Origin of the sequence: Pseudoalteromonas sp. P1-11 (assembly GCF_001399995.1) — a bacterium.
Lineage (GTDB): Bacteria > Pseudomonadota > Gammaproteobacteria > Enterobacterales > Alteromonadaceae > Pseudoalteromonas > Pseudoalteromonas atlantica.
The window spans coordinates 517,705-532,614 of the sequence record NZ_LJSP01000003.1 but is presented as its reverse complement, the minus strand read 5'-3'; the positions used below and the strand labels follow the sequence as shown (position 1 = coordinate 532,614).

Genomic DNA, 14,910 nt, shown 5'->3' with positions numbered 1-14,910 from the left:
TTTATTTGTCACTGATAGATTATGTGACCTTAGTGAATAGGCAACTATGTTATTTTGGCAGGAAAAACCCGCATTTGGGTTGACTTCAAAAGACGTTAACGTCTTAACCAACGCACAAGAGTACCGTACGCAATTGCTACGTTTAATTAGCAATGCAAAAAAAAGAATCTACATTACGGCACTTTACTTACAAGATGACGAAGCAGGGCGCGAAATACTGGAAGCGCTGCATCGTGTGTCGTTGGCAAACCCCAACCTTGAAATAAAAGTGTTGGTTGATTTTCATCGTGCTCAACGTGGTCTTATTGGTGCAAAAAAATCAGACGGTAACGCAAGTTTATATTGTGACTATTTAGAAAAATTTAAATCAAACGTACAAGTTTACGGTGTGCCAGTTAAAGCCAAAGAGTTGTTTGGTGTGTTACACCTTAAAGGTTTTGTTGTAGATGATACTTTATTATACAGCGGCGCCAGCTTAAATAACGTGTACTTACAATACAACGAACGCTACAGGCTCGACCGTTACTTTTTAGTTGACCAAGCAGCACTGTGTGACTCTGTGGTTGATTTTATTGAGTCTAAGCTAATTGGCTCGCAAGCCGTGCCACGTATTGATACACGCCCGCTTAAGCGCTTAATAGACTTTAAATTTGAACAAAAGCAATTAATGCGCGAGCTAAAGTCGGCCAGTTATGCAAACCCAACTACGGCCAATACCGACCCACTCGGTGTGCGTTTGTTTTTAGGTTTAGGGCGTCGTAATAATAGCCTTAACCGATTAATTAAAAACTTGTTTGATACCACAGAGCAAGAGCTTGTACTTTACACACCGTATTTTAATTTTCCGGCGCCGCTTATGCGCTCACTACGTCGATTATTAAAACAAGGTAAGCAAGTAACCATTGTAGTAGGTGATAAAACCGCAAACGATTTTTATCTGCCGCCAAGTGAGCCGTTTAGTAAAATTGGTGCACTCCCGTATTTATACGAAACTATTTTGCATAAATTTGTAAAATCGCAAAAGCGCCATATAGATAACGGCAATTTAAACGTGTATTTATGGAAGCACGAGAGTAACTCGTTTCACTTAAAAGGTATTTGCGCCGACCGACAACGTCACTTATTAAGCGGGCATAACCTTAATCCGCGAGCGTGGGGCCTTGATATCGAAAACGGTATTTTAATTGAAGACCCACAGCAAAGTATTATGCAAGCCATAGATAACGAAAAGCAGGAAATTTTAAAACACTGCCGCCGTTTAACTGGGCCAAATGATTTAGAAACAGTAGAAAATTACCCGCAACCGGTTAAAAAGCTGCTTGGTCAGGCTAAGCGCGTAAAAGTAGATTTTATAATTAAGCGTTTTATATAAATTAATTTATATAGTCAAAATTTAGATACAAAAAAAGCAGCTAATTAGCTGCTTTTTTATTGTTTGTAGTTAGGTAACTATTTTATTCAATAACACCTAACGACTAAACGCAAAATTACGCGTTTTCTACTGCAGTACGAGGGTCAACATATTCCATGTTGAACGCTTCAGCTACTTCTTTGTAAGTTACTTGGCCTTTAATTACGTTTAAGCCTTTTAAGAAGTGCGCGTCATCTAGTAGTGCCTTTTTGTAACCTTTGTTTGCAAGGTTAATAATAAACGGCAATGTTGCATTGTTAAGTGCAAAGGTAGAAGTACGCGGTACTGCACCTGGCATGTTAGCAACACAGTAGTGAACAACTTCATCAACAATGTATGTAGGATCAGCGTGTGTTGTTGCTTTAGAAGTTGCAATACAACCACCTTGGTCAATAGCAACATCAACAATTGCAGAGCCTGGCTTCATTGCTTTAATGTGATCGGCTGTTACTAGTTTAGGTGCTGCAGCACCTGGAATTAGTACGCCACCAATTACTAAGTCAGCTTCTAGTACGTGTTTTTCTAGTGCGTCAGCTGTTGAGTAAATCGCTTTAACTTTGTTACCAAATTGCGCGTCTAGTGCACGAAGTACATCGATGTTGCGGTCAAGTACTACAACGTCTGCGCCCATGCCAACAGCCATTTGCGCTGCGCTACGACCCACCATGCCGCCGCCAATAACAACTACTTTAGCTGCTTCAACGCCCGGTACGCCACCTAGTAACATGCCACGGCCGTGGTTAGACTTTTCAAGCGCTTGTGCACCGGCCTGAATAGACATACGACCTGCTACTTCACTCATTGGTGCAAGAAGCGGTAAGCCGCCACGTGCATCAGTCACTGTTTCGTAAGCAATACAAATCGCTTTGCTTTTAACAAGGTCTTCAGTTTGTGGAAGATCAGGTGCAAGGTGAAGGTAAGTAAATAAAATTTGGTCTTCGCGTAGCATTGCACGCTCAACAGCTTGTGGCTCTTTTACTTTTACGATCATGTCTGCTTTTGCAAAAACATCAGCTGCAGTGGCTAAAATTTCAGCGCCAGCTTGTGTGTAATCTTCGTTAGTAAAACCAATGCCCATACCTGCATCTGTTTCAACAATCACTTGGTGGCCGTGATTTACTAATTCACGAACACTCGCAGGAACCATACCTACACGGTATTCATGGTTTTTAATTTCTTTAGGTACACCAATAATCATAAAATTTGCCTTATTAAGAACGGATTAACATTTTTCACTATTATATTCATCATAAGGCAGTGTGTCTCACCTTTTTTAAAAGGCTAGGTAGTGTTATTATCTAAATAATAAAAATAAACAGAATATTAAACTAGTTGGGTGTATGCATCAGTTATTAGATAGAATTGACCGTAAAATTTTAATGGAATTACAGCACGATGGACGCCTTTCTAATGTAGAACTGGCCCGACGAGTCGGCCTGAGCGCCACGCCCTGTCTAGAGCGCGTAAAAAAGTTAGAACGTGAAGGTTATATACTTGGCTATAAAGCGGTGGTTGATCCAGCAAAGCTTGGCCAAGGCTTATCTGTGTATGTTGAGGTAACCATTACCAAAACATCGCCCGACGTATTTGATGAGTTTAGTGCGGCGGTTAAACAGCACGAAGAGATAATAGAGTGTCACTTGGTATCGGGTAATTTTGATTTTTTATTAAAAACACGCGTAAACGATATGTCAGAATACCGCGGTGTACTAGGCGACATTCTTTTAAAGCTGCCAAACGTGAGTGAAAGCCGCACCTATGTAGTAATGGAAGAAGTAAAAGGTGAAGACGGCGTAATAATTCGCCCTTACATTGCGTAAATTTAACCGCAAAAGATAAACACACTCTAATTTATAAAAACTTGTTCATAATCAGGCCATACACATTAAGATAAAGTGCATCAAATTGCATTTCCTGCTAAGGTATTTGATTGCAAGCAAGTGCCAATAGAACAATAAAGAGGGATAGGAAGTTATGCGCCTAAACGGTGTGCAAAGACTATTAGAAACAGGGCTGATCATCAGTACCTTTGCGGCAATATTCATTTTATGTGCTTTAATCAGCTTTGATCCCGCTGACCCTGCGTGGTCGCAAACGGGTGAATTTAGAAACGTAAAAAATATTACAGGCACTGCCGGTGCTTGGGTAGCCGATATATTATTACTGTCATTTGGTTGGCTTGCTTATTTAGTGCCGGCTGCTATTCAGCTGTTTGGCTATTTATTATTTAAACAACCTCATCGTATTTTACAGCTCGACTACACCACACTTGCCTTGCGTGTTATTGGCTTTGCTTTATTTATTACATCAGCAACGGCAATCAGCAGCATTAACTTTGATGATATTTATAACTTTTCATCCGGTGGGGTAGTGGGCGATGTGATTGCATCGGCCATGATGCCGGCATTTAACTTTACCGGTACCTCTATACTATTATTGTGCTTCTTTTTTGCTGGGCTTACTTTATTAACCGGTGTGTCGTGGGTTGAATTTGTAGACTACCTCGGCGATTTAGTGGTTAGAGGCTACCGTTACATTGCTAATTACGCCCAAGGTTGGATGCAACGAGAGCGTATTGCGGCAAATCCGGTGCAAGCCGATGCGCAATTTAATGATGAGCCTGACGATTATGAAAAAAGCGATACCACACTCGAGCAATCACCAGAATTTGAACAAGAGCCTGCAAAAAGTAAAAAACCGGCTAAACAAAAAGCCATTACTAAAGAGCAGCCTACCTTTAGCGAGCCGCAAATTAGTGATGACTACAGCCCATTTGATGAGCTAGACGATATACTCGACCAAGAAATTGGCTTTAGCGCCATAGACGATGAGCCAATGGATACAGCGGCTGCACTTAATGCGCTTGATCAAAGCCAAGTTGTTGAGCCTGAAAAACCGGTTACCACGGTGATATCGCCAGCAAGGCCTATGCCTAAGCCAAAACCTGCATATCAGCCACCGCCAACAGCAAAAGAAAAGTTTGAAGAGCTACTTGATAAAGAGCCACCGCCAGGGCCATTACCGTCGCTTGATTTACTCGACAGACCGGATAAAGCAAAAAACCCGATATCGGAAGAAGAGCTTGAAAGCGTGTCGCGCCTTGTTGAAACAAAATTACTCGACTTTAACGTACAAGCAAAAGTGGTTGGCGTATACCCAGGCCCAGTTGTAACACGTTTTGAGCTTGATTTAGCGCCGGGTATAAAGGTGTCTAAAATTACTGGTTTATCAAAAGATTTAGCCCGTTCGTTATCGGCAATTAGCGTACGTGTGGTTGAGGTGATCCCAGGTAAAACTTACATAGGGATAGAGCTGCCTAATAAGTACCGCGAAATTGTACGTTTATCTGAGGTAATTAACGCCCCTAAATTTGAGCAAAATCCATCGCCACTAACCATGGTGTTAGGTAAAGATATTGCTGGGCAACCTGTGTGTGCCGATTTAGGTAAAATGCCCCATTTACTGGTAGCGGGTACCACAGGTTCAGGTAAGTCAGTGGGCGTTAATGTAATGATATTAAGCTTACTGTACAAATCGGGCCCTGATGATGTTCGTATGATCATGATTGACCCGAAAATGCTTGAGCTTTCGGTTTACGAAGGTATTCCGCACCTATTGTGTGAAGTTGTTACCGACATGAAAGAAGCCGCTAACGCGCTGCGTTGGTGTGTAGGCGAAATGGAACGCCGTTATAAATTAATGTCGGCGTTGGGTGTACGTAACTTAAAAGGTTACAACCAAAAAGTACTTGAGGCCAAAGAAGCGGGCTACCCGATTCTTGACCCATTATTTAAAGACACCGACGGCATGAAAGAAGGCCCAGACGAGTTAGATAAACTACCGAGCATAGTGGTAGTAATAGACGAATTTGCCGACATGATGATGATTGTAGGTAAAAAAGTTGAAGAGCTTATTGCCCGTATTGCGCAAAAAGCGCGTGCCGCAGGTATACATTTAGTACTTGCAACACAGCGCCCATCGGTAGATGTAATTACCGGCTTAATTAAAGCCAATATACCTACGCGTATGGCGTTTCAGGTGTCGAGCAAAATAGACTCGCGTACCATATTGGATCAACAAGGCGCCGAAAATCTATTAGGTATGGGTGATATGCTTTACTTACCGCCAGGCACAAGCGTACCAGAGCGTGTACATGGCGCATTTGTAGACGACCATGAAGTACATGCGGTAGTAAACGATTGGAAAGCACGCGGTAAACCTAATTACATTGATGAAATTTTAAATGGTGATGCAACAGAAGATGTTTTATTACCAGGTGAAACCAGTGAAAATGCAGATGAAGAGTCAGACCCTTTATACGACGAAGCCGTTGCGTTTGTAATCGAAACCGGCAAAGTATCGGTATCATCAGTACAACGTAAATTACGTGTTGGCTATAACCGCGCAGCACGACTAGTAGAACAAATGGAAACATCGGGTATCGTGAGTTCACCAGGCCATAACGGCGCTCGCGATGTATTAGTACCTAATGGAGCAAATTAATGAAAAAATTAAACAGTTTATTATTAGTGCTTGGCAGTTTAATTGCCACGCCTAGCTTTGCTGATGACAGCCAAGCACTGCAAGACAAACTCGCAACCCTTAAAAGTTTTAAAGCGCAGTTTTCTCAAAACGTAACCGATCCGCAAGGCCAAGCGGTTATGCAAGGCGAGGGTACAATTGCCCTTAAACAACCTATGATGATCCGCTGGCAGCAAACAAACCCAGACGATACCTTATTTGTATCAAATGGTGACAAAACCTATTACTTCGACAGCTTTGCTGAGCAAGTAACTATTATGGATACCCATAGCCTTATAGATTCAACACCGTTTGTACTGCTTACTTCAAAAGATCCCGCACAGTGGGAAAAATACAGCGTACAAGCTACAGACTCTGGCTTTAGTGTAACGCCAAATAAAGGCGTAGAAAGCCAAGTAGAGCAACTTGATATTACCTTTGCAGGTAACGAGCAAGGCCTTGCTAAGTTAGTTGTGACGGATAATTCTGGTCAGCTTTCATCGTTTAGTTTTAACAATGCACAAGTAAATACCGCGCTTGATACAAGCACCTTTGAATTTACCCCACCAGAGGGTGTAGAAATAGACGATCAGAGTAACGGTGAATAATTTAGGCTTTAACTTTGGGCCCGATGTACGCCCACTTGCGGCGCGTATGCGCCCAACAACGCTTGACGAATACATAGGTCAGCAGCATTTACTAAGTAGCGACAAACCCTTGCACCAAGCCATTGTTGCAGGGCGTTGCCACAGCTTAATTTTGTGGGGGCCGCCTGGGGTAGGTAAAACCACCCTTGCGCAAATTATTGCAAACCACGCCGATGCCGAACTTATACAAATGTCGGCTGTGACCGCAGGCGTAAAAGATATTCGCGACAGCGTAACGCAAGCGCAAGATAACCTACAAAGCAGCGGGCAGCGCACCTTAATGTTTGTGGATGAAGTACACCGTTTTAATAAATCGCAGCAAGATGCATTTTTACCACATATAGAAGACGGCACTTTTATATTTGTAGGCGCGACAACCGAAAACCCCTCATTTGCACTTAATAATGCGATTTTATCACGCGCACGCGTGTATGTTTTAAAGTCGTTACAAGAGAGCGACCTATACACAGTGATAGAGCGCGCACTTAAGCAAGATGAGCAACTAAACCAAAAAAACATTGTTATTGCCGATAACGCCAAACAGGCGCTTTGCCAAGCAAGCGGCGGCGATGCCCGCAAAGTATTAAACTTGCTTGAGCAAGCGGTTGATTTAACGAGTGAGCAAAACGGCACATACAACGTAGACGAGCACGTATTAAGCCAAGTACTGCCAACCCATTTAGCTAAATACGATAAAGGCGGCGATGAATTTTACGATTTAATCTCGGCTTTTCATAAATCAGTACGAGGCAGCTCACCCGATGGCGCGCTGTATTGGTATTGCCGTATTTTAGCCGGTGGCGGCGACCCACTTTATGTAGCAAGGCGTTTACTTGCCATTGCCACAGAAGACATAGGTAACGCCGACCCACGGGCAATGGAAGTGGCGTTAAACGCATGGGATATATTTCAGCGTGTAGGCCCAAGCGAGGGCGAACGCGCCATTGCACAAGCCACTTTATACTTAGCCAGCGCACCCAAAAGTAATGCGGTTTATATGGCATTTAACCAAGCAAAAGCTGATGCCAAAAACGAGCCAAGCTACCCAGTGCCAGAGCACTTACGAAACGCGCCCACAAACCTAATGAAAGATTTAGGCTATGGCGCCGAGTATCGCTACGCACATAACGAAGAGGGCGCCTTTGCCGCCGGTGAAAAATATTTACCGCCAGAAATTCAAGACAAACACTATTATTTACCGAGCGATCGCGGCCTTGAGCAAAAAATTAAGCAAAAGCTTGATTACTTAAAAGATCGCGACGCGCAAAGCCCACTTAAACGATACGAAAATGATTAAACTTTATATGATGATCGCCCTTGGCGGCGCCTCAGGAGCCTGTTTACGTTTTTTTATTAGCGAAACCATGCTAAAACTCCTTGGTAGGGGATTCCCTTTTGGCACGTTGACGGTTAATATTCTGGGTTCATTGTTAATGGGCATTTTGTACGGTTTGATAGAGAAAGAAATTATCGCCACAAGCCCCGCTAAAACCCTTATTGGTATTGGCTTTTTAGGTGCGTTAACCACCTTTTCAACATTCTCAATGGACTCGTTGTTGTTATTACAACAAGGTCACTTTATTAAAATGGCCCTCAATATCATCTTAAATGTGATGATCTGTATTTTTATGGCTTGGCTGGGCCTTCAGCTGGTAATGCAAAAAGGTTAAAAAACTAACATGTTAGATTCTAAATATTTACGACAAGACGTTGAGCAAACTGCAGCACGCTTAGCGGCTCGTGGCTACGAGCTTGATGTTGCAAAAGTGACAGAACTTGAAGAACAACGCAAAACATTACAAGTAAAAACGCAAGAGCTTCAAAGTCAACGTAACGCCAGTGCTAAAGCCATTGGCCAAGCAAAAGCAAAAGGCGAAGACGCACAACCACTACTAGACGCAGTGGCAAATTTAGGAAGCGAATTAGACGCAACTAAAAAAGCGCAAGATGAAGTACTCAACGCCATTAACGACATTGCTTTAGCAATACCAAACTTGCCAGACGAATCAGTACCAGAAGGCGCTGATGAAGACGACAACGTTGAAATACTTACCTGGGGCACGCCTAAAAAGTACGACTTTGAAGTAAAAGATCACGTAGACGTTGGCCAAGACCTAAACGGCCTAGACTTTGAAATGGGCGTTAAAATTAGTGGCGCACGTTTTACAGTAATGCGCGGCCAAGTAGCGCGTATGCACCGTGCACTTACGCAATACATGCTAGATACCCACACAGATAAAAACGGCTATACAGAAATGTATGTACCGTACTTAGTAAATAGCGCAAGCCTTTACGGTACAAGCCAATTACCTAAGTTTGCAGGCGATTTATTCCATACATTAGGCCTAGTAAACGACGACGGTGAACAACAAGCTGGCTTTAGCTTAATCCCAACAGCAGAAGTACCGCTTACTAATAGCGCACGCGATGAGATTTACGAAGAAAGCGATTTACCGATTCGCTTAACTGCGCACACGCCGTGTTTTAGAAGTGAAGCGGGCAGCTACGGTCGTGATACACGCGGCTTAATTCGCCAGCATCAGTTTGATAAAGTTGAACTAGTTCAACTAGTAAAACCAGAAGATTCAATGCAAGCGCTTGAAGAGCTAACAGGCCACGCAGAGCAAATTTTACAAGCGCTAGAACTACCATACCGTAAAGTAATTTTATGTATGGGCGACATGGGCTTTGGCGCTGCTAAAACATACGACTTAGAAGTATGGTTACCGGCACAAGATACCTACCGCGAAATTTCGTCTTGTTCAAATATGGTCGATTTCCAAGCGCGCCGTATGCAAGCACGTTTTCGCCGTGAAGGTGCTAAAAAGCCAGAGTTACTACATACACTAAATGGCTCAGGTTTAGCCGTTGGCCGTACACTCGTAGCCATACTAGAAAACTACCAACAAGCCGATGGTTCAGTAGTTGTACCAGAAGTATTACGCCCGTACATGGGTGGACTTGAAGTGATTGGGAAAGTTTAGGGTTAGCTATTAGTTTTTAGCTATAAGCTATAAGTAGAAAAGCCGCTGTTTTAAACGAACAGCGGCTTTTTTGTCTTAAGTTGAGGTAAAAACTTAAAACAAAAATTTAAGTTATCTTTTTTAATAATATCGCTCACACCTATTTTTATAGCTCATTACTGGTTTGTCCAATATTACTAATCTCTACCATTTTGGTGTTTTCTGCGTCTAGTATATTTAGATTTTAGCTAACTAGTTGTTTACATGAGTCTATTCGTTGGTTAAGTTATATGCTTCGTAATATTTGGACATTTGTCGGTTTGTAAAGCGACAAATGTCGGATACAAAGTTGTTAAAGCACTAAGGAAAGTTTATGCACAATCTCATCGTAATTATTTTTATCACTTTGTTAGCTGGTTGTGCAGCTACAGGGCAGCCAACTTTTTATGTATCCGTTGATTCACTAGCTGCATCTGTTGCGTCAACTAAAAAAACATATTTATTAATTCCTGGTAACGAAGGTGTTTCCCGAAACGACTTGCAGTTTCAAGAGTATGAAAACTACCTCAAGCGCGTACTTAACGGTAAAGGTTATATTGCTGCTAGCTCACGAGATGAAGCTGATGTAGCAATAGTTTTATCTTATGGTATAGGTGATCCACAAACTCATCAGTACTCCTATTCTTTACCAACATGGGGACAAACAGGCGTTTCTTCCGCTAATACATATGGCACAGCAACAACATATGGAAATAGAACTTCAGTTAATGCCACAACAACTTATACTCCCACATACGGTGTTACAGGATCTACGACTCATACAGGTACTCGAACTACGTTTTTTAGATACGCATTAATTACTGGTTACGATTACACTGCATTTAAGGATTCAAAAAAAGAAGTTCAAATATGGAAAACTACTATTAGTAGTACTGGATCAAGTGGTGATCTTAGGCGCGTATTCCCTATATTAATGGCTGCTTCAGAACCATATATGGCGACAAATACAGGACAGAAAATTCCCGTATCACTTTATGAGTCAGATAATGCAGTTAAAGTTATTAAAGGTCAGGTAGTAGAGTAATTAGTACCTTAACAAGCCATTAAACAGGGACAAAAAACAGTTGGCTTTTGCTCCTTCGTCGCTATTATAGCCAACCATTTTATGCCCGTTAGTGGGGCGTTATGCCTTGAAGTAGAAATGGAATATTAAATTGACTACAAAATGTAATTCAAACGAATGCACCTTGAAGATATTCCCTGAACACGATGAATGTGTTTTGCATTGTAAAAAGGGTGATTATTCAGAAGATTTTAACAACAATGGAATATTGTTCGATTTTTATAATGAAGTTATAAATTATATCAGTGATTTTATCATTAAATATAAATCATCTGATGATTTAGGTTTTCTATCAAAAGAAAAAATTGAGGCGTATCTAAGAGAAGATACCGAGAGTTCAATCTTCAAGAAGGCAATGAAAGAGCAGACTGTTGTATTTTCAAATGTTTATTTTCCATGTAGGGATAGTAGAGATAGTTTCGATTATTTAAAAGTATTAAATAAATTAGGCAAAATACATTTTAATTTCTGTAAATTTACAGCTCATAGTTTAGAAATTAATAAGAGCGAGCTATTTTATCAGGATTGTGAATTTTACCAGTGGTGGAACATTACAAAATCAAATTTACTTCCTAACGTGAATGATGTTTTATACCAAATGTGCACATTTCATGACGATGTCAGTTCCTACACTGATGACAATGGGACTGCGACACTATCCATCAATCTTTTCAATGATTGTCAATTCGCAAAAAAGCTAACATTTACAAAGTCGACTTTAAATTCAAAAATCTTTAATAATACGAAAAGGGCTAACTTAAGCTGTCATATACTGGAATTAATAGACTGTATAGTTGAAGAGAAGTTTTCACTAAATAATACAGTTTTAAGTAAGGTATTAATTCTAGATACAGAAATTAATGAAAAATTTGAGTTTAAAGAAAATATTGTTTCAGAATTCGAAATAAACAATTCAAACTTCAAAGGACTCTTTGATGCATATAGAACAAAGTTTGTTGAATTTTCAATATTTAAAAGTATCTTTGATGATTTCGTGGGATTTGAGAGATGCGAGTTTGGATCGAATGGTGTCTCTGATAAAAAGTTCTTGTCGAAATTCACTTATGTAACTTTTTTAAACTTTACCAACTTCAGGAACACGAAGTTTAGATCTGGCTTGGATCTTAAAAATACAAACCTCAAAGAATCTCCAAACTTTTTGGATGTATCAATCGATTTCAGTTCAACTAACAGAGAAACATATAGAATAATTAAAGATTCATTCGATAGTATCGGAAATCATATTGAGGCAAATAAATTCTTTGTTTTTGAAATGAAGAAGTACAAAGAAGAGTTGTCAAATAAGCCATTGAGCCAAGAAAAGTTTATATTTCACGTTAACTCTATAGTCTCAAATTTTGGTGAAAGTTTCTTGAAACCTTTATATTGGGCAATCCTTGCATCTTTCATATATTCCTTGTTAGTTCTTGGGTATGAAAGCAACACATTATATAAAATATACCCGCCAGCTAATGCATATATCTCTTTTGTTATGCAGGCATTAAATAAGATTGCTTCCAACATTCTTCCATTTAAAAGGTTTTTAAATGAAGGTATGGAGTTTGTAAGTTTATTTTTCTATCTAGTTTTCGCTAGCTTAATATGGCAAATAATAATTGCGGTAAAAAGGCATACTAAGAGGTGAATAGGCATAACAAGGCTATGCAACCTGTCACGCAGTTGATGGCAGTATTAGTGCTCGATAAAGGGGTCTAGATAAAGGGGTCAGATAAAGGGGTCAGATAAAGGGGCCACCCATTAGAACCAAAAGGGGTCAAATCTTGACTTCAGACATCAGAACTTAAATTCCTCAAAGTGGCTTAATTCAAGCCGCTATTTCCCTCTAAAAGCGCAGCGCCTGTTATCCTCTTTGTGAATTAATTTTGCTTTGTTAACATAAGTTTTGTGCGTTTGGGGGGAGTTATTTGCAGCATATTTAATTACGATATAGGCGTTAGTGAAACGCCACTTGTTTACTTATTTATAAGGTGGGTTGTTTTCATAAGTGTTTGTAATATAGTGTCTATTAATCAACCTAAATATAGAATAAGGAACATTCATGGAATTAGTCAAAACCACAAGTTTGAAATTTGATGTAACAGAAACAGGTCATCAAATAATACAAGCTAAAATAAACGGACATAAAGTAAATTTAATTTTAGATACAGCGGCGGGTGCATCTGTTTTAGATAGAGCATGTATTAACAAGCTTGGAATACAAGAAGAACTAAGCGAGGAAAATGCCGCAGGTTTAGGTACAGCCAAACACGAAATGGGCTTAATAGACGTTTTAAAATTTGAATTGGCAGGCCAATTGTATGAAAGTACAGAGTTTGTATCACTCAACCTAGACCCTGTTCAGGCCGCTGGTGGTGGCGATACAATACATGGGTTATTAGGCTCTCCATTTTTTAGAAAATACCAAGCTATATTAGATTTTGGTACTAATACACTGACAATTAGTGAACCATTGTCTGATTGTGAGTGATTAAAGCGGCCCCCTTAAGCCGCTATTATAGCGAAGCGCCTCTAATCCCCTTTGTGAACTACTCTGGCTTTACCAACATCAGCTCAGCATATTTCCCATCCATTAATATCGCTACATTACCCTCAGTGGTGACATACACATCCCTTAATCGGCCTGTTGCTTCTGGAAATATGTGTGACTGGGTGAATTCGCCATTAGCCAGATTAACGCTGTAGAGCTTTTTATCTACAAGCGTCGTGATGAGCACATGTTGTGCAAGTGAAGGGAATGCGGCGTGTTTAGAGCCGTAATACGCCATGCCTGACGGGGCAATTGATGGCGTCCAATCTACGCTTGGCTTTTGCATGCCGGGGTAATCTCTAAAAGGAGATATGCGCGCTTGCGAGTAATCGTCACCGTAGGTGATCACCGGCCAGCCGTAGTTGGTAGCTGGCGATAAGTAATTTAGCTCATCGCCGCCTGCGGGGCCGTGCTCGTGGCTAATAATTTGCTCGGTATCGTAATCATACACTAAGCCCTGTGGGTTTCGGTGACCGAGCGAGTAAACAGCGTGTGCATTGGGGTTTTTGTGATTAATAAATGGGTTATCTTTTGGAATAGTGCCATCTAGGTTTATGCGTAATAGTTTGCCGAGTTGGCTGGTTACAACTTGTGCTTGCTCTCTAAAATCAAAGCCATCACCAGTTGAAAACAGTAGAGTGTTGTCGGGTAAAAAGAGGGCGCGGCCAGCGTAGTGTTGTGGGGTATTTTTATCAGTCGGTACTGTGTAAATAATAACAGGCGTTGAAAAGCCGATGCCATTAAAGGTAGCTTTTGCAATTACTAGGCGATTAGCCTCAGCTGTGCCTTGTGCGTAGGTAAATATAACTTCTTTGCTGGTGTTAAAATTAGGCGAGAGCACTATATCGAGTAAGCCGCCTTGGCCTGCAACGTATAAACCTTCAAGGTTTAAATTTACTCTAGTTTGCTGATTGTTTTTTACAATAACAACGTGGCCGTCGCGCTCTGTAATTAGCCATGACCCGTTTGGCAGTTTAACCATGCTCCACGGCGAATTTAATTTTGTAGCAACTGTGTGGGTACTGTACTGCTCTTTAGGTAATGTAGCTGCACTGGCGGTAGACGCAAAAAGCCCTACAAACAGCCATAGCGCTAATTGAGAGAGTCGTTGTTTACATTGCAAGCCTTTGCTACTGTAAGAAAAAAGCTTTATTTTAAGTTGAGATAACCATGCCATTTTTAACACGTTTACTCCCTATATTTTTAGTTTCTTGGTTATTTACCTTTACGCTTGCTAGCTTGTTTCATAGCCAATACGTTGTCAATCAATTAGTTGATGTGGGCGTGATGCTCAGCTTAAGCGACCGTATTAATTTAACGCTAGATGATTGGTTAGGGCTATTACCTACCTATGGCGCTATTATTGCCATTGCTTTAGCTATCGCTTTTTTTGCTGTTGTGTTACTTGTTAAAAAGTTTGAAAAATACAGCATGGTGTTATTTGTGGCATCGGGTATCACTGCTTTTGCCGTGGTGTTAGTGGCCATTGAGTCGATTATGAATATTCATATTATAGCGGGCGCACGTGGATGGGGATTTTATTTGCAATTACTAGCAGGTGCTTTTGGTGGCTTGTTGTTTGCCTTGTTAACCAAGGCGTTAGCCCCTAAACAGTACATTAAATAAAAAAATCAGTGGCTAATGCTAAGCGTTAACCACCACGTTAAAATACGATGTAAAACGTTAATTAAAGCGCT

General features: G+C 40.8%; 13 protein-coding genes. 11 read left to right on the top strand and 2 right to left on the bottom strand.

Features of this window, described 5'->3' with window-relative positions:
• The first annotated feature begins 46 nt into the window (after positions 1-46).
• On the top strand, positions 47-1,372 hold the full coding sequence (gene pssA, locus AN390_RS08090) for a CDP-diacylglycerol--serine O-phosphatidyltransferase (protein ID WP_055253774.1): 1,326 nt from the start codon (positions 47-49) through the stop codon (positions 1,370-1,372).
• 115 nt (positions 1,373-1,487) lie between these two features.
• On the opposite strand, the gene ald is transcribed toward pssA, so the two are convergent.
• Positions 1,488-2,609 carry an alanine dehydrogenase gene (ald, locus tag AN390_RS08085; RefSeq protein ID WP_004586748.1) on the bottom strand — a complete coding sequence of 374 codons (1,122 nt, stop codon included), beginning with the start codon at positions 2,607-2,609 and terminating at the stop codon, positions 1,488-1,490.
• A 142-nt stretch (positions 2,610-2,751) separates the two neighbouring features.
• Between ald and lrp the strand changes: the two genes are divergently transcribed.
• The 9 genes from lrp (at position 2,752) to AN390_RS08040 (ending at position 13,153) form a co-directional block, all read left to right on the top strand.
• Positions 2,752-3,231, top strand: coding sequence for a leucine-responsive transcriptional regulator Lrp (lrp, locus tag AN390_RS08080; protein ID WP_004586747.1), 480 nt, complete (start codon positions 2,752-2,754; stop codon positions 3,229-3,231).
• Between the two features lie 154 nt (positions 3,232-3,385).
• Positions 3,386-5,914, top strand: coding sequence for a DNA translocase FtsK (locus AN390_RS08075; RefSeq protein WP_055253772.1), 2,529 nt, complete (start codon positions 3,386-3,388; stop codon positions 5,912-5,914).
• A complete protein-coding gene (gene lolA, locus AN390_RS08070; RefSeq protein ID WP_004586745.1) occupies positions 5,914-6,540 on the top strand; it encodes an outer membrane lipoprotein chaperone LolA in 627 nt (208 codons plus the stop codon). The genes AN390_RS08075 and lolA overlap by 1 nt, the downstream gene beginning before the upstream one ends.
• The gene (locus AN390_RS08065) at positions 6,533-7,876 is read left to right on the top strand and encodes a replication-associated recombination protein A (protein ID WP_055253770.1); all 1,344 of its coding nucleotides are present in this window, start codon (positions 6,533-6,535) and stop codon (positions 7,874-7,876) included. Before lolA ends, AN390_RS08065 begins: the two co-directional genes overlap by 8 nt.
• The gene (gene crcB / locus AN390_RS08060) at positions 7,869-8,249 is read left to right on the top strand and encodes a fluoride efflux transporter CrcB (RefSeq protein ID WP_004586743.1); all 381 of its coding nucleotides are present in this window, start codon (positions 7,869-7,871) and stop codon (positions 8,247-8,249) included. The genes AN390_RS08065 and crcB overlap by 8 nt, the downstream gene beginning before the upstream one ends.
• Before the next feature lie 9 nt (positions 8,250-8,258).
• A complete protein-coding gene (gene serS / locus AN390_RS08055; protein WP_055018482.1) occupies positions 8,259-9,563 on the top strand; it encodes a serine--tRNA ligase in 1,305 nt (434 codons plus the stop codon).
• 352 nt (positions 9,564-9,915) lie between these two features.
• Complete coding sequence (locus AN390_RS08050) at positions 9,916-10,626, top strand: hypothetical protein (RefSeq protein ID WP_055253768.1); 711 nt, start codon at positions 9,916-9,918, stop codon at positions 10,624-10,626.
• Between the two features lie 130 nt (positions 10,627-10,756).
• Positions 10,757-12,310, top strand: coding sequence for a hypothetical protein (locus AN390_RS08045; protein ID WP_055253767.1), 1,554 nt, complete (start codon positions 10,757-10,759; stop codon positions 12,308-12,310).
• Between the two features lie 414 nt (positions 12,311-12,724).
• Positions 12,725-13,153 (top strand): retropepsin-like aspartic protease, encoded by a 429-nt coding sequence (locus AN390_RS08040; RefSeq protein ID WP_055253765.1) that lies wholly within the window; start codon positions 12,725-12,727, stop codon positions 13,151-13,153.
• A 58-nt stretch (positions 13,154-13,211) separates the two neighbouring features.
• Here AN390_RS08040 and AN390_RS08035 read toward each other — a convergent pair whose 3' ends face one another.
• Positions 13,212-14,399: a PQQ-dependent sugar dehydrogenase gene (locus AN390_RS08035; protein WP_055253763.1), complete on the bottom strand. Its 1,188-nt coding sequence runs from the start codon at positions 14,397-14,399 to the stop codon at positions 13,212-13,214.
• On the opposite strand from AN390_RS08035, the gene AN390_RS08030 reads away from it, so the two are divergent.
• Positions 14,384-14,839: a hypothetical protein gene (locus AN390_RS08030; RefSeq protein ID WP_055253762.1), complete on the top strand. Its 456-nt coding sequence runs from the start codon at positions 14,384-14,386 to the stop codon at positions 14,837-14,839. The two genes, AN390_RS08035 and AN390_RS08030, sit on opposite strands and share 16 nt — an antisense overlap.
• Positions 14,840-14,910 lie beyond the last annotated feature (71 nt).